Annotated in this window: 12 protein-coding genes and 1 pseudogene; 4 read left to right on the top strand and 9 right to left on the bottom strand. The window is 44.8% G+C overall.

The window, feature by feature from the left end; translation table 11 throughout:
- Positions 1 to 202 precede the first annotated feature (202 nt).
- The 6 genes from bioD to bioB all read right to left on the bottom strand — a co-directional run bounded on the left by bioD (position 203) and on the right by bioB (position 6,036).
- Positions 203 to 835 carry a dethiobiotin synthase gene (gene bioD / locus G6053_RS25515; RefSeq protein WP_165309000.1) on the bottom strand — a complete coding sequence of 211 codons (633 nt, stop codon included), beginning with the start codon at positions 833 to 835 and terminating at the stop codon, positions 203 to 205.
- A gap of 129 nt (positions 836 to 964) precedes the next feature.
- A complete protein-coding gene (gene bioC, locus G6053_RS25510) occupies positions 965 to 1,750 on the bottom strand; it encodes a malonyl-ACP O-methyltransferase BioC (protein WP_206531820.1) in 786 nt (261 codons plus the stop codon).
- Between the two features lie 17 nt (positions 1,751 to 1,767).
- Entirely contained in the window at positions 1,768 to 2,475 is a 708-nt protein-coding gene (locus G6053_RS25505; protein ID WP_165308999.1) for a pimeloyl-ACP methyl esterase BioG family protein, read from the bottom strand.
- On the bottom strand, positions 2,472 to 3,629 hold the full coding sequence (locus G6053_RS25500) for an 8-amino-7-oxononanoate synthase (RefSeq protein WP_165308998.1): 1,158 nt from the start codon (positions 3,627 to 3,629) through the stop codon (positions 2,472 to 2,474). The genes G6053_RS25505 and G6053_RS25500 overlap by 4 nt, the downstream gene beginning before the upstream one ends.
- Positions 3,629 to 4,915, bottom strand: coding sequence for an adenosylmethionine--8-amino-7-oxononanoate transaminase (gene bioA, locus G6053_RS25495; RefSeq protein WP_165308997.1), 1,287 nt, complete (start codon positions 4,913 to 4,915; stop codon positions 3,629 to 3,631). The genes G6053_RS25500 and bioA overlap by 1 nt, the downstream gene beginning before the upstream one ends.
- 41 nt (positions 4,916 to 4,956) lie before the next feature.
- On the bottom strand, positions 4,957 to 6,036 hold the full coding sequence (bioB, locus tag G6053_RS25490) for a biotin synthase BioB (RefSeq protein WP_165308996.1): 1,080 nt from the start codon (positions 6,034 to 6,036) through the stop codon (positions 4,957 to 4,959).
- A gap of 142 nt (positions 6,037 to 6,178) precedes the next feature.
- Here bioB and G6053_RS25485 point away from each other — a divergent pair, with 142 nt between their 5' ends.
- Positions 6,179 to 7,666 carry a PLP-dependent aminotransferase family protein gene (locus tag G6053_RS25485; protein ID WP_165308995.1) on the top strand — a complete coding sequence of 496 codons (1,488 nt, stop codon included), beginning with the start codon at positions 6,179 to 6,181 and terminating at the stop codon, positions 7,664 to 7,666.
- Between the two features lie 470 nt (positions 7,667 to 8,136).
- Here the strand turns inward: G6053_RS25485 and G6053_RS25480 are convergent, their stop codons facing one another.
- The 3 genes from G6053_RS25480 to G6053_RS25470 form a co-directional block, all read right to left on the bottom strand.
- Complete coding sequence (locus tag G6053_RS25480; protein ID WP_165308994.1) at positions 8,137 to 10,107, bottom strand: transglutaminase domain-containing protein; 1,971 nt, start codon at positions 10,105 to 10,107, stop codon at positions 8,137 to 8,139.
- A gap of 125 nt (positions 10,108 to 10,232) precedes the next feature.
- The gene (locus G6053_RS25475; RefSeq protein ID WP_165308993.1) at positions 10,233 to 11,492 is read right to left on the bottom strand and encodes a carboxypeptidase-like regulatory domain-containing protein; all 1,260 of its coding nucleotides are present in this window, start codon (positions 11,490 to 11,492) and stop codon (positions 10,233 to 10,235) included.
- Positions 11,479 to 12,057, bottom strand: coding sequence for a sigma-70 family RNA polymerase sigma factor (locus G6053_RS25470; RefSeq protein WP_108636857.1), 579 nt, complete (start codon positions 12,055 to 12,057; stop codon positions 11,479 to 11,481). The genes G6053_RS25475 and G6053_RS25470 overlap by 14 nt, the downstream gene beginning before the upstream one ends.
- An 81-nt stretch (positions 12,058 to 12,138) precedes the next feature.
- Between G6053_RS25470 and G6053_RS30860 the strand changes: the two are divergent.
- From G6053_RS30860 to G6053_RS25460, 3 genes and pseudogenes are all read left to right on the top strand, one after another.
- Positions 12,139 to 12,788 (top strand): annotated as a pseudogene (locus G6053_RS30860) (von Willebrand factor type A domain-containing protein); the annotation flags it as partial.
- A gap of 54 nt (positions 12,789 to 12,842) precedes the next feature.
- Positions 12,843 to 14,003 carry a YfbK domain-containing protein gene (locus tag G6053_RS30855; protein ID WP_346774529.1) on the top strand — a complete coding sequence of 387 codons (1,161 nt, stop codon included), beginning with the start codon at positions 12,843 to 12,845 and terminating at the stop codon, positions 14,001 to 14,003.
- A gap of 293 nt (positions 14,004 to 14,296) precedes the next feature.
- A complete protein-coding gene (locus G6053_RS25460; RefSeq protein WP_165308992.1) occupies positions 14,297 to 14,707 on the top strand; it encodes a hypothetical protein in 411 nt (136 codons plus the stop codon).
- Positions 14,708 to 14,748 lie beyond the last annotated feature (41 nt).

The raw sequence follows: 14,748 nt of genomic DNA, 5'->3' as shown, positions 1-14,748 counted from the left end.
TTTTGTTCGGCAGTATAGACGGGATAAGATTGCGGCAACAGAACTGAATTCGCTGCGAAATCTTTTGCGTGGTTAATTAGGCATTGGCTAATTATGAATAGAATACCGCTATGTGAAGATACCGTGACTTGCCTTAACGCGTGGCAGATAACGGTAAAGTCGGATCTGCGAACTGCCAAACGACATTATAAGGGATCAACTGTTATATGACAATAAAGTTGGTTTCCGGAAACCGGGTTTGAATATATGTCCGCAGATAGCGCTGCGTATCTGCGCTAATGGTATTGTCTTCAGGTACAGGGAATGTGTTGTAAATCACTGTGTGCAGTTGAATCCTACGTCTGGCAATCGCCTCCAGGCTAAGAAGGGTATGGTTGATGCTACCTAATTTTCCGGACGTTACAAAAAGCAAAGGGTAGTCCATTTCCTTGATATAGTCTATAATCAGGTAATTCTCAGTGAGCGGCACCATTAAGCCTCCGGCGCCTTCAATCAGTACAGCGTCATAACGTTGGCTTAATTGGATTGTTGCCTGCCTGATTTTTTCAAAATTGATTTCCCGTTTATCTATGCATGCAGCCAGATGAGGAGAGGCCGGGTAGCTGAAAATTTCAGGCATGGTTATTTTTTGCATGTCCTCTTCCGTAAAAGTGATTCCCATAAGTTTACGGTGTAGGATAATATCTTCTGAAATTGACGTATTTCCTGTCTGCACCAGTTTTTGGGTTATTGTGCGCAGCCCCGCTGCATTCCATTGTTTTGCGATAAAGCCGGTTGCATAACTTTTTCCGATCCCTGTATCTATGCCAGAGACAAAATAAATGTTGTTGTTCATTTCTTTTTTATCATTTAATTTCTACTAAATCGTTGTTGCTAATCAATTACTTGTATTGATTAACTGCTTGCTTGTCTTTCGATAGATTTTCTTTCGATCAGCCGATGTGTATACATGCATTTTTTCTGTTTAGCGGTCCTTTCTTTTCTTTGCAATGATATAGATGGGATGGTAGGTCAGTGTAACCTCCCTTCCTACCGTATAGCGTGCCGTATAGGCGTTACAATACGCCTGCAGTTTGCCTTTTGTCCAGCCATGACTTGTTATGCCTGTCACGCCGGTTTGTTTCAGGTGATTAAGTACCTGTAAAGGGCTTTCAAGGTATAGTCTGAGCAGTTCTTCCTCCGCGAGCAGGATTTCATAACCCAGGGCGACTAGTTCTGCCACAAGTTCTGATTTCGAACCATAGCTGAGACCGACCTGTGTTGTTGCACTCATCTCGCGCATATTTTCCTCGCCAAAGGTGCTAAAAGCCAGAATGCCATTTTCAAGGAGGGCGGAATGACAGCGTGCAAAGAAAGAACCGCGGCGTTCAAACCATTGGATTGTGGAACAGGAAGCAATCACATCCAATTGTTCGGGGAGGGGACAGCTTTCGGCGTCATCACAGATAAAACAGTATTGGCTTGAAGGGTGTTGCGACTTCACCATATCCGTCACCCGGGTTATCATTTCTGGACTGATGTCATTGAAGATGATATGCTTTGGTAAGAAATGTTGGAGCAATAGGCTGGAGAAAAGGCCGGTTCCGCAGCCTATTTCCAATACACGGTCTGGTCTCATTGGAATAAATCCCTGCAACAGCGTGATCATTTTTTCGGCAATTTGACCTTGGATCACCGCTGTGGAATGATAACTCATTGCGGCTCTGGAAAAGCGGGATCTAACTCGCTGTTTGTCGATCGCTATTTTCATTTTAAACTATATGCATTTTAAACCTGCTGCAAAAGCTCTTGAACTAATTTTTTGGGGTAATGGCCAGCATCGAAAAACCTATGTGGGGTATGATTCCAGGCGCGTTGCTGATTTTCTGGACTAAAAATTCTGTCTTCCGTTCCGATGTAAGCCTGATCCCATTGAAAAGCCGTACCTGAATACGCTGCGACCTGCTCCCCAATAGCGATCAGCTCCGTTCGCAGGCTTTCGATATCACGCTTGGGTGTGTTGGCAAGAAATTGTTGCAACAGCTCCCTTGAGCCACACATCCGTAGCCGGAATTTATCCAGTGTCCGTTCGCTCAGGGTAGCGAGGGTACCTTTGAATACTTGGTTGGGAATACCTTTTTCGTTGTCGATCGGAAACGCTGTACCATTGATGGCTGTACAGGTACGGACCGGGTAATTTCTGGATTTTAGTCCGGGTAATACCTGTGCGGCAGCCCATACCCCCATAGACCAGGCAAAAACCTGGATCTCCTCATATCCCCGGAGCAGGCTTTCGTCCAGTGCCAGGGAATGGTAGTCATAGGCAATGATCAGATCCCGGTCGGACCTACCGTTTGCCAAAAAGGGCTGTTCATCCATTCCCCAGCCTGCAAAAAATAATATGAGCTTTTTGTTGGGCGGGCTGGTATAATCCATCAGAATTGGATTGTCCGGGGTTACGACATGAAGAACCGGGGGGATTTTTTTGAGTATCATAAGCTTGCTGCAAGTTGATGGATGAGTGACGTTTTTATGCCTGCTGTTAATGAAATGCGTATCCTTGAGGTTCCTTCCGGTACAGTGGGTGGGCGGATTGGGAATACATAAAACCCCTTCCGTTGTAGGTCTTCGGCTTTCAGTACTGCCGTCTTGCTGTCTCCGATAATCAGGGGAAGAATATGGCTTTCCGAACGACATTCATAACCTTTTGCGAGGATCTGCTGTTTGAGCAATTCGCTGTTTTTATGGAGTTGCTGACGGCGCTCTGTGAAACCGTCCAAGCGTTTTAGGACAAATAAACTCCACATGAGATTGACCGGAGGAAGAGCTGTTGTAAACAGTAGTGTTCGCATTTTATTGACCAGATAATCGCGGATAACTTGCCGGCAGACCAGATAGCCGCCCAGGGAAGCCAGCGCTTTTCCAAAGGTTCCGGTCAGGAAATCAATCTCAGCAATGCAATCTTGTTCTTCGGCACAACCCAGCCCCTTTACACCGCGGACACCCACGGCATGGGCCTCGTCGACATAAAGCAGTACGTTGGCATAGCGATGTTTGAGACTGACCAGGTCACCTAAGTCTGTGCAGTCGCCGTTCATACTGAAAATACTTTCGGTGACGATAACGATGCGCTCAAAGCGGGAAGCATACCTTGCCAATAATTCTTCGAGATGGGCGTGGTCGCCATGCCGGTACCGGAAATGCGGAGCCTTCGAAAGTCGGATGCCGTCAATTAGACTGGCATGTACCCATTTGTCGGCCAGGATGAGGGTGCCGCTATGGCAAATGGCAGGAAGGATACCCATGTTCATGTGGTAGCCACTGTTAAAAACCAGTGCGTTTTCAGTCCCAAACATCATGCTGAGCTGCGTTTCAAGTGCTGTGTACAACATATGGTTACCTGTCAACAGGCGTGAGGATGAGGCGCTGAATAACGCATTGTCCTTATCGAGCGACTGAAGGAATTCTTCGCGTAGTGCGGTATCTCTTGCGAGATCCAGGTAGTCGTTTGAGGAAAGATTATAGCTCGTTTGCTCTCCCTTTCGTATGGTATTTCCCTGTTGGGTAATCCAGGGGAGCTCGCGGCAATTACCTTGTTTTTTGAGTTCGTGGAGCTCTTCCGCGAAGCTATGCAATCGGTTTTTTTCCATTAATTGATTTCTTTGACAACCCGGAGCAAAGCCTGTGTTAACCTGTCTAGCTCCGCTGTACTAATGATAAAGGGCGGCATGATATAAATCAGTTTGCCAAAAGGCCTGATCCAGACACCTTCTTCAATAAATCGTTGTTGTATTTGGGCCATGGAGACTGGGCTTTTCATCTCGATGACAGCGATGGCGCCCAGCACCCTTACATTTTCCACCTGAGGGAAGTCTTTTGCTGGAGCAAGTGCTTGCAACAGCTGTGCTTCGATGGATTTGACCTTTGCTTTCCAGTCTGTAGACAATAATAATTTGACCGACGCATGGGCTACAGCACAGGCCAGCGGATTTGCCATAAAAGTCGGGCCGTGCATAAATGTGCCGGGATTACCATTGGAAATCGTTTTTGCAATAGCAGTAGAGGTAATGACGGCCGATAAGGTCATATACCCACCTGTCAATGCCTTGCCGATGCAGAGGATATCCGGTTCTACGGCGGCATGTTCGTAGGCAAAGAGCTTTCCCGTGCGGCCGAATCCCGTGGCAATTTCATCAAATAGCAGTAGGATGTTATGCTCTCTGCAAAGTTTAGCTGCCCGGCGCAGGTATTCGGGATGGTAGAAACGCATCCCGCCGGCACCCTGGACAATGGGTTCAAGGATTAGTCCGGCCAGTTCGTCCCGATGTGTTCGGATCAGTTCTGCCAGGGAAGCAATATCGCTCTCGTCCCAGGATTCATCAAACCCGATCTTAGGGGCTTCTGCAAAATAACGTATTGGAAGGGTATTGCCGAAAATGCGGTGCATTCCGGTTTCAGGATCGCATACCGACATGGCATTCCAGGTGTCACCATGGTAGCCTGAACGAACGGTGACAAAATTAGTTTTGTGAACCATGTTTTGCGCTACCCAGTATTGTACGGCCATTTTAAGTGCCACTTCCACGGCAACGGAACCGGAATCGGCGTAAAATATTTTGTCGAGCGAAGGTGGAGTGATCTCGAGAAGTGTTTTACCCAGCGCAATCGCCGGTTCGTGTGTCAATCCGCCAAACATCACATGGGACATGCTACCGAGCTGGGCAGTTACCGCAGCATTTAGTACCGGGTGGTTATAGCCATGGATGGTACACCACCAGGATGACATCCCGTCGATAAGCTGCTGCCCGTTATCCAGTTCGATGGTACAGCCCTCGGCGCGACTGACCTTGTAGGCAGGTAGTGGATCTGCGATGCGGGTGTATGGATGCCATAAATGCTGTCTGTCGAAATCGTCCGTAGCGTTGTATTGTGTCATTATTTTTATTTTGTTTTCAAAAGCTGAACACTGACTTTGTTTTATTTCTCCTGTTGTTTGGCAAGGTTTCGTTCAATGCTATGATCAGGTCTCGACCATTGCGGGCGTTCACCCAAAGCATGATATTGGGCAGCTTCTGCCGCGATGGTTTCGGGCTGGCTTTTTTTCTCAAAGGGCTGTTGCGGAATCAGGCCCAGGGTTTTGAACATCGCGAGGTCTTCATTGATGTCGGGATTAGGGGTCGTAAGTAGTTTGTCGCCTGCAAAAATCGAGTTGGCACCCGCAAAAAAGCATAGTGCCTGTCCCTCGCGGCTCATGTTACTACGGCCTGCGGATAGACGGACCTGTGTCTGTGGCAGTAAAATACGTGCGGTAGCCACCATACGTACCATTTCCCAGATGGATACTGTCTCCATTGCTTCCATCGGTGTGCCCGCGACGGGAACCAGCGCATTGATTGGTACTGATTCAGGTTGTGGTAGGAGAGCGGCAAGTGTAATCAGCATATCCGCACGGTCGGCTATGGTTTCGCCCATACCTATAATACCCCCGCTGCATACAGTAATGTTGGTTTTACGCACATTTTCGATGGTCTCAAGACGGTCACCGTAACTTCTGGTTGAGATGATTTCTTCATAATATTCGGCAGAAGAGTCCAGGTTGTGGTTATAGGCATAGAGTCCGGCCTCCGATAGCCGTTGTGCCTGATTTTCGGTCAGCATCCCCAAGGTGCAGCATACTTCCATGTCAAGCCTGTTGAGTGTACGTACCATATCCAATACCTGGTCAAACTCAGGCCCGTCTTTGACATTACGCCAGGCAGCCCCCATGCATATCCGCGAACTGCCGCCAGCCTTGGCGGCCAGGGCCTGCGCTTTGACCTGCTCAACGCTCATCAGTCGTTCGGCCTTCACATCAGTATGGTAGCGCGCCGCCTGGGGGCAGTAGGCACAATCCTCCGGACATCCCCCTGTTTTTATGGAAATCAATGTGGAAACCTGTACTTTATTCGGGTCATGGTGACGGCGGTGGACTGTCGCCGCTTCGTACAGTAGTTCCATAATCGGCTTGTTATATAGGGCGACGACTTCGGCTTGTGTCCATTTTCTTTCTATACTCATGTTCTTCTGTTTGATCGTTTGTAAACCAATGTGTTGTTGTGGTGAAATTACCTGTGTTTTAATTTTTTATAGACGTGTTTTTGTTGATGAATTGCAAAGATTACAGTTTAAACATTAACTTTGGTAGTCCGAAATAAACATAATGAGTAGTCCGGTAAATATAGCTTTTCATTCAATTATTAAGATTGATCGCCGTAAGGAGGATGCTGTTTATATACAGATCGTCTATCAATTTATTAATGCTGTCAAACGCAACTTGCTGGAGGAGGGGGATCTTCTCCCGGGAAGCCGAAAGGTTGCCATGGATCTGAAGGTACACCGGAAAACCGTCGTCGCCGCGTTAGCCGAACTGCAAGAGCAGGGCTGGGTGGAGATTCTGCCAAATCGAGGTACCTTTGTGAAAAACCCCGAACGTGTTGTTAGTGCAGCTTCTCCGGCTGCAGCTTTTCGGCAGCCTCCGGATCGGGCTCCATATCCTTTTAGACGGGAATTGATTCTGGATACGCCTGTGTTTGAGATTCCCGAAAAATATTATTTTACGGACGGTACCCCGGATTACCGGATCATAGAGAGCGAAGAACTGGTACGTTTTTATGCTTCGATGGTGAAACGGAAAAAGAAGAGCGATGAATTGCCGGCCACGGCTGACGGGAATCTGTTTTTCAGGGATCAATTGAGTTATTATCTCAACCTAACACGTGGGTTTCATCTCTCCCGCAACTTTTTACTGCCCATTGCCAGCCGGGAACAGATCTTTTCTATTTTATCACGTTTATTGATCCAGCAGGGAGATATCGTGCTGATTGAGAGTCTAAGCTATTTTTTGCCGAATATGATCTTTAGCCAAGCCGGCGCCAGGCTTAAAACGGTGCCTTTGGATGCCGCGGGGATGGATATTGATTACATCGCGGCACAATTTAAGCCGGGTGAGATCAGATGTGTGTATATCAATACAAAATGCCAGTACCCGACTACCATGAGCCTTTCGGAAAAAAGAAAAATACAACTGCTGCAGCTGGCCGAGCAGTATGATTTTATAGTGATCGAAGATGATGTTGATTTTGAGTCTTCGCTGGTCAAGGGCAAAGAGGAATCCCTTTTTCGGAAGAATGGCGGTCAGCGTGTCATTTACACAGGTACTTTCGGCCGTTTTCTGGATCCCGGCTTTCAAATGAATTTTTTGATTGCCCCCCAGGATCTTTTGGAAGAAGGGAAAAAATACCTCAATCTCTTTGGGAAGCCCAATTTTATGATTGAAAAAACATTGGGTGAAATTATCCATCAGGGTGATATTTTTCGTTATCAGCGCAAGTTTCAAAAAATAGTCGCTGAGCGAAAAGACTTATTTACGCAACTGCTGCATAACCATTTTGGAGATCAGATCACCTTTGAGGTTCCGGTGTCGGGATTGGCCTTTTGGGTCCGGTTTAATTCCAGTTTTTCGCTAACCGCCTTGCAGGAAAGAGCAAAAGAAAAAGGTGTGTTGCTGCCCAGTAATTGCCTGTATCAGAACAGGACCATCACTGCTCTCCGATTAGGTTTTGCCCATCTCGATGAAAGGGACCTATGCGAAGCAATTCAGCTGCTGCATGAGGCTTATCAGGAACTGGAACCTGTGCTTGTAGTCTAAAACCTATTATGCCCTATGCTGAAGATATATGGCGGATTGTAGAATTATTGACGATTGTTATGTTTGTAGGGATGGGGTAAATATAACTAATTATAAAATCCGGGCAGAAAATCCTAAGCAAGCCGCATTCGGAGAAGCAGAGAAGATCCATCGAAGATTGATTGCTGTCGGAGTGAGCATCATGCCGGGGAAGCGAAAATAAAAATGACAGGAAAAAGCCCGGAGAGGAATCAACCGGGCTTAGAGATTATATAAGGGGAATAATACTTGCTTAGAAAAGTGAAGACCTAGTCTTCATCGGTGATAATGTCATCACCATCTAACTCGAAACCTTCACCAAGGAAGGTATGTTCTAGTTCGAATAAATCTGAATCTTTAATCATTTTATTTCTTCTTTTTTGATATTCAAATTTATCACCCTTATTTAAGCTTATCGTCAATATAACATGAAGTTTTTGTTAAGGTGTCGATTAGATTTTCTTTAATGAAATATCCAGTTTCTGTGCTTGGATGATCCGGCTAAAAAACTCTTTTAGATCAAAATACTCTTCGGGTAGAAACAGTGGTTTGTTGAATTGGGTTGCGCTCTCAATAAGAAGGACATTCGGATCTGTATTGCTGACCTTAAAAATATAACGGGCTGCACGTTCCGGTAAGGCCATGCTGATATTTTTTAATTTTGTTTCGGGAGCGTAGGTGTATCCTTTGGGCAGTTTTATCTCCATGTAACTTTCTTCCTGGATCAGGGAGCCAAAATCAATCGGGTAATTACGTTCGGTCAGATTAAATGGGTTTTTGGTGGTTTTGCTATCAAGATAGGGATTAAATGCCAGTTGGTCATTTTGTAGATTGGCAAAATTTTCAATTTCAATTTCAAACTCTTCTTTAAGCGGTTTGTCCAGGGAATCCCGATTGGATACCTTAAAGCTGTTGATTTTGATCCGGTTGTTTTCCTCATCCCATTTTTCGTAAAACTCCTCTTCAGAATTGCTTTCTTGTAGACGTTCACGCATTCTTGACGCCATATAGCCATTCCGGGAGGTTATCCATTTTCCTTTAAGCGTGCCGTTCTCCATTAATTCACCAGAAAAGAAATTATGTTGCGAGGAAGACAGTTTTGATTCCAGTTTCACCCAGTCGGACTCGCCGCTCAAAGGAATAGATCGGCCTTGATAATTGACGCATTTTAAGGGGATGTTTCCGAAGGGTTCATAGGGCGAAGTGGCATCCAATAAATAATATTCCTCCCCAAGTTTTACCTGGGCAACGACATGGTTGAATTCCGATATTGCGGGTGCATACAGTCCTGCATAACCATTGTCGCGAGTTGATAAGATCACTGGGATAGCCTCCAGTTGGGCGTAACGCAGCGCATTGACTAGTCCAAGATTGATGTCGGCGCTGTTGCCCGTTCTTTTCTCCAGCGCTTCTTTAATGTTTTTTGCGTAGATGGAGTGCTTATTGTTCCATTTGATCTGTTTCTGGAAGTAGGTGTAGAGACGCGACGCCTTTGCGATGTCATTATTTGCCCCCCGCAATACAGGTTCAATAAAATCCTTCAGCGCACCTTTTCGTTTAACCTGGCCACCAAAACTTTCATCTGCGACCAATTTTTCCCGCACATTCTCCCAAGTAAGAGAGAAGTCTTTTGTGGGACCCATTGGGATACTATACCGCCCGAGTTCAAAAAATAGAATAGACCGAAAGTTTTTCGAAGAGGTCATATAGTCTTCACTGTGGAAGGCCGGAATATTCTCCATGATATAGGTCGTTCTATTGCCCAGAATATCGCCGATTTCACTATGCAATCCTGTGTTGTAATTATCAGTTTTACGGTCTTTGATGGGAAATCCCCCCTTTAAATTGGATTTATAATGACAGATTTCCGGTATACGCGTGACATACTCACTATAGATTTTGGGGATTTCCTCCTGAAATTCCCAGGCATTGAGGTTGAAAATAAAGGGTGATTCCGTTTTATAACGATATTCAATAATTGTTCCCTCCTGGACTTGTGGGATGGCTGCCTTGGTTAGGGAAAGGTTTTCCGATGAATTTTCGTTAAAGATATTGGCCTTTGTCATTTCGGTTTCGACAACTTTGTCTCCCTGAAGATGATAGGAGGCTCCTTTGATATCAGTGACAGTTTCGCGGTCATTTCCACTTTTGTAGAGTGGGATGCTGAAGTTTGCATGCTGGTAACCTTCCTTGTTCAATATTTTGATCCGGACGTGTTTGACGAATTCGACAACAAGGCCGGCATGCGAAGTGTAGTTGACCTGGGCGGAACCGTATTCTCGGATCACAAATGCATTGGCTGCGGTGTCCAGCTTACCAATATCAATGGCGAAATCCTCTTTTTTTACTTTACCAAATGAAAAATCTTGGGCATGAGCCAAAAAACTGCCGAAAAGAAGCAGGCCGGTGAAAAAACATTTCATAAAAAGTCACTATATGGTTAAGAATTATATAGCGAATGTATGAAATAATTTTAAATTTTATCAACTAAAATTTCGTGTTGATGCTAATTATATAGGCTTTATTATTGCCCTGGTTTTGTCGGACTTTAATAGGTGAAATCGAAGGTTAGTGTGACGTATCGGTTGTCTTCACCTTTCCATTTTGGCCCTGAAAGTAAGATCTCTTTGGCTTTATTGTCCAAATAATCATTTGCACTTTGTAGGATGTTGATATTGGACGGGAACCCATCTTTATCTATATAGAAACTTAGGCGTACTGTGCCTTCATATCGGCTGTTGGCTGTTTTTTTCTTGACGTAATTGTTAAATGATTTCCAGCCCCAGACCGGTTCTGCGCTTTTTGTTTTCCGGGAGGACATGGTTGTGACGACCACCTCGTCCAGTGTTGCACCGGAAGGCTGTAGTTTTACGTTCAGGTTCTTGTTGCGGCGCATATTTAATGCAACTGTATTATAGCCCACAGCCATAATATCAACCAGCGAGTCTACTGTGCTTGGCTGAATAGTGGCTTTGCCTTGTGCATCGGTATTTGTAGCCAGTTTACTGTTTGGCTGCATGATCGTAACACCCGATATCGGCAGACCTGTCTCTTTATCACGTACAGTGACCTGTAAAGGGCTTCCGCTCGTTTGAGGGCTAACATTTATGCCAGCTACACGGCCGGCAAGAGCATTAAGCTGTTCGCCTCTGATAATAACATTACTTTCTGTGACACTTTGTTTTGCTTTTGGAGCGTAACCATAAACAACGGCACTGTCCATCAATTTTGAATCGCGATTGGATCTATCCGATTGAATACCCCTGCTCATTTCAACCGGGGCTATACGCAGGGATTGTTCCTTTAGCGGGGGGATGCTCTCCTCCTCTCTGTGCTGAGGGATATCGGACGGCTTGCTGTTGTTAGCCAAATGAGGATTATCCGGTTCCTTGAGATCGGGTTCAATAACAGTTGAGGCAGCAGAATCCGCTTGAGGGCTTAACTTTGATGACGGTGCATCAGCCGGCATGGCAACATCGGCTGTACGGTTTGCTTCGGACGGGCTTTTCTGTTGTTGGAAATAGATAATTCCTATGCCTAAAATAGTAACCACACTGGCGGCAATGGCCAGTCGTTTCCAGTCAAAGACTTTTACTTTTGTCTTTCTATCGTCTTCGACACGTCGTGCAATACGTGCATTGAGATCGGAAGGAACAGCGTTTTTTTGATCTATTTCTATACCCATAAGAATATCTGCCAACATGGGATCACGTTGGGCCTCACGTTCAATGGCGTACATCTCTTTGGGAGAAAGTAGGCCGTTGACGTATTTCTTTAAGTATGCTATGTCGTAATTACTGTCGCTCATTCCAAGCCTCCATGCAATTTTTTAAATTCCGCTTCCCATTCTGGATATAACTCTTCACTTCATTTAAGCTATATCCTGTCGAGTCGCTGATCTCTTTGTAACATTTTTCCTCCAGAAAAAAGAGTCTGACGGACTGTTGCTGTTTGTCCGGTAGTTTTTCCAGACAGCCTTCCATGGCCGTCAATTGTTCCTCTTTTTCATCATGTTGTTCATACTGATGCAGATCTTCGGGATATTTCACAAATTCATCCAAAGAAATTTGTGATTTGTTCTTTTTCGATCTTAAATACATCAGGCAATGGTTTTTGCTCAATACATATAACCATCGTGGAAAGTCTTTGATTTCTTGCTTATTAACTTTGTAGATAAGCTCTTCAAAAATATTCATCACCGCATCTTTGCTCAGTTCCGGATCTTGAAGATACCGTAAACAGACATAATATACCATTTCAGTATGTCGTTGATAGAGGTCGCCCAATACCTTGAGATCTGTTGTCTCCTGATATTGTTGCAAGAGCTCATGGTCTTGCGTTGAATCCTTTTTTGACGACTTGAATGCGAACATTTTATTTGCTAAAAATATTTTTTTTTTCTGGTTTATGGAAATTTAATATTTGTCGCATCCCTTGACAAAAATTTGAAGGATATGAGAACAATACTTTTTTTAATGAGCCTGCTGTTATCCATCGGTGGATATGCCGGGCAAAAATATGAGGTGAAAGGGAAAGTAACGGATGCAATGACCAAATTAGCGTTAAGCGGTGTGGTGGTAACAAATGTGCAAACGACAGAAAGCACATCCACCGATCGTGATGGGAATTACCGGATTCAGGCGGAAGCAGAAACGACAATCCTGGAATTCAGTTATCTCGGTTATATTACACAACGTATCCAGGTAAAGCGCAAGACGAAAGTGGACGTAGCCATGGTGCAGGATAATCGTGCATTGGATGAAGTTGTCATTATGGGTTATACTCCAAAAGCCAAGCAGAGCGTGGTCGGTTCAGCACAGATGGTCGCAGCATTGTCTGGACAGTCTGCGAGTTTAAACATAAGGAGAATGGGCTATGTGCCGGATCAAAATCAGGAATCCTATCAAAAAATCAAAGAAAATAAGTTTATCAATCCACTGAAAGAGCCGCTGTCAACATTTGCTGTTGATGTGGATGCTGCTTCATATAGCAATATCCGTCGGTTTATCAACGCTGGCAGTTTACCCGATAAGATGCCGTACGTGTTGAGGAGATGATCAATTATTTTCAGTACCGCGTAGCAGGACCGAAGAACGGCGAACCAGTAAATATTGTAACCGAATTGACCAAGGCCCCCTGGAACAATCAGCATCAGTTGATGCGTGTGACTTTAAAAGCCAAAGATATTCCAACGGACAAACTCAAAGCCTCTAATTTAGTCTTTTTAATTGATGTATCCGGATCAATGATGGGCGCCGGGCGATTGCCTTTGGTAAAATCTTCCTTAAAAATGTTGGTGGATCAGCTGCGTGATATTGACCGTGTTGCTATTGTCACCTATGCTGGTTCGGCCGGCGTGAAATTGGAAAGTACAAGCGGTAGTCAGAAAATGAAAATCAAAACAGCCATAGATGAACTTGAGGCTGGAGGAAGTACTGCCGGTGCTGCAGGGATCAAAAAAGCCTATGCCATTGCCCGCCAAAATTTGGTTAAGGGTGGAAACAATCGGATTATCTTGGCGTCCGATGGTGATTTCAATGTGGGCGAGAGTAGCGATGAGTCTATGGAAGAACTGATTGGTAAAGAGAGCAAATCGGGGGTTTTTCTGACTGTGCTCGGTTATGGTATGGGAAATTTGAAAGATAGTAAGATGGAGATCTTAGCGGATAAAGGACATGGCAATTACGCTTATATCGACAATATTTCCGAAGCCAGGAAAGCGATGGTCACCGAGTTTGGCGGCACATTATTCACAGTGGCCAAAGATGTCAAGATTCAGGTCGAGTTTAATCCAAATTATGTTCAGGCCTATCGCCTGGTCGGTTATGAAAACCGCCTGCTTGAAGCGGAAGATTTCAACAACGATCAAAAGATGGGCGGCGATATGGGGGTAGGTCATGTGGTTACAGCGCTTTATGAAATCGTTCCTGTCGGGGTCAATTCGACGATGGTTGGGACAGTAGATCCATTAAAATACCAGAAAAATTCGACGAAATACATTGAGGTCAGGGGAAATGGAGAATTGGCAGCAGTCAAATTTCGTTACAAAGAACCTGAGGGTGAGAAAAGCAAATTGCAGCAGCAGGTCGTGCCGACTAAGGTGACTGATTTGAATAAGGTCAGTGAAGATTTACGCTTTGCAACTGCAGTGGCCGAACTGGGGCTTTTACTTCGTGATTCGGACTTTAAACAGCAGGCTGATTTTGATCGTTTGATCGCACGGGCGAAGACCGCAAAGGGAGCGGACGATGAAGGCTACCGTGCCGAATTTATCCGGATGGCTGAAAATGCACGTGACTTATCGAAAGCAAAATTGTAGTTAATTTCCCTGTTTAAATTTAAAGGAATAACGTGTTGAGGAAAAGAAGGGGAAAGACCCGGTGCAATTGATTGACAAATTGCACCGGGTTGTTTCATTTTAAAGTGTTGTACAGAAAGAATGGCTATCAATTTGTTGTATGTTAAGTTTGTGCAAGCAGACTTTTGAAAAATAGGCATCGGAAAATCATAAATAAATAGATATTTTTAAGGCCGAATAATTGCTTACCGTTTTGTGTTCCGGCATGAACACCAGCACAGATTCAGAAATAGCAGATAAATAACAAATTTCGAATGAAAAATTTCCTTTTATGTTGCTTCCTTTTAATAGGAATGGGGACACCGTCACAGGGGCAACATACGGCGCTCAACAAACAGCAAACCATAGTCTATATCAACAAGCTGTATAAGATGGCTTACCACTACAAAGAAACCAAAATTGACACCGTTACGGTGGACGGGAAAGTCCTGACTGTATTTCTGTCAACAGGGCAACATTACCGGAGTGATATTTCTAAGTCGGAACCCCTTATCATCGCAAGGGTAAAGGCCGGCTATCAGATCCGCTATAAATCGGCTGCGAGTACCGAAGAAATCTTATGGGCTATCCAGACCGAAGATGATGCCAAACGTTTGCAAAAGGCCTTACAGCATCTGATCGGGATCCTGAAAACAGAAAAGAAGACTGATCCTTTTGGAAGCTAATAGCTGAATAGGGCACCGTTGTTAAATTTATTTTGTGTTCT

The sequence above is a fragment of the Sphingobacterium sp. DR205 genome (assembly GCF_011064245.1).
Lineage (GTDB): Bacteria > Bacteroidota > Bacteroidia > Sphingobacteriales > Sphingobacteriaceae > Sphingobacterium > Sphingobacterium athyrii.
The sequence above is the reverse complement of the archived record's forward strand: the minus strand, read 5'-3'. Positions and strand labels throughout refer to the sequence as shown.

Coding starts and splice junctions, on each gene's coding strand:
- bioD (WP_165309000.1), bottom strand. CDS start 835: ATGAACAACAACATTTATTTTGTCTCTGGCATAGATACAGGGATCGGA.
- bioC (WP_206531820.1), bottom strand. CDS start 1,750: ATGAAAATAGCGATCGACAAACAGCGAGTTAGATCCCGCTTTTCCAGA.
- G6053_RS25505 (WP_165308999.1), bottom strand. CDS start 2,475: ATGATACTCAAAAAAATCCCCCCGGTTCTTCATGTCGTAACCCCGGAC.
- G6053_RS25500 (WP_165308998.1), bottom strand. CDS start 3,629: ATGGAAAAAAACCGATTGCATAGCTTCGCGGAAGAGCTCCACGAACTC.
- bioA (WP_165308997.1), bottom strand. CDS start 4,915: ATGACACAATACAACGCTACGGACGATTTCGACAGACAGCATTTATGG.
- bioB (WP_165308996.1), bottom strand. CDS start 6,036: ATGAGTATAGAAAGAAAATGGACACAAGCCGAAGTCGTCGCCCTATAT.
- G6053_RS25485 (WP_165308995.1), top strand. CDS start 6,179: ATGAGTAGTCCGGTAAATATAGCTTTTCATTCAATTATTAAGATTGAT.
- G6053_RS25480 (WP_165308994.1), bottom strand. CDS start 10,107: ATGAAATGTTTTTTCACCGGCCTGCTTCTTTTCGGCAGTTTTTTGGCT.
- G6053_RS25475 (WP_165308993.1), bottom strand. CDS start 11,492: ATGAGCGACAGTAATTACGACATAGCATACTTAAAGAAATACGTCAAC.
- G6053_RS25470 (WP_108636857.1), bottom strand. CDS start 12,057: ATGTTCGCATTCAAGTCGTCAAAAAAGGATTCAACGCAAGACCATGAG.
- G6053_RS30855 (WP_346774529.1), top strand. CDS start 12,843: ATGCGTGTGACTTTAAAAGCCAAAGATATTCCAACGGACAAACTCAAA.
- G6053_RS25460 (WP_165308992.1), top strand. CDS start 14,297: ATGAAAAATTTCCTTTTATGTTGCTTCCTTTTAATAGGAATGGGGACA.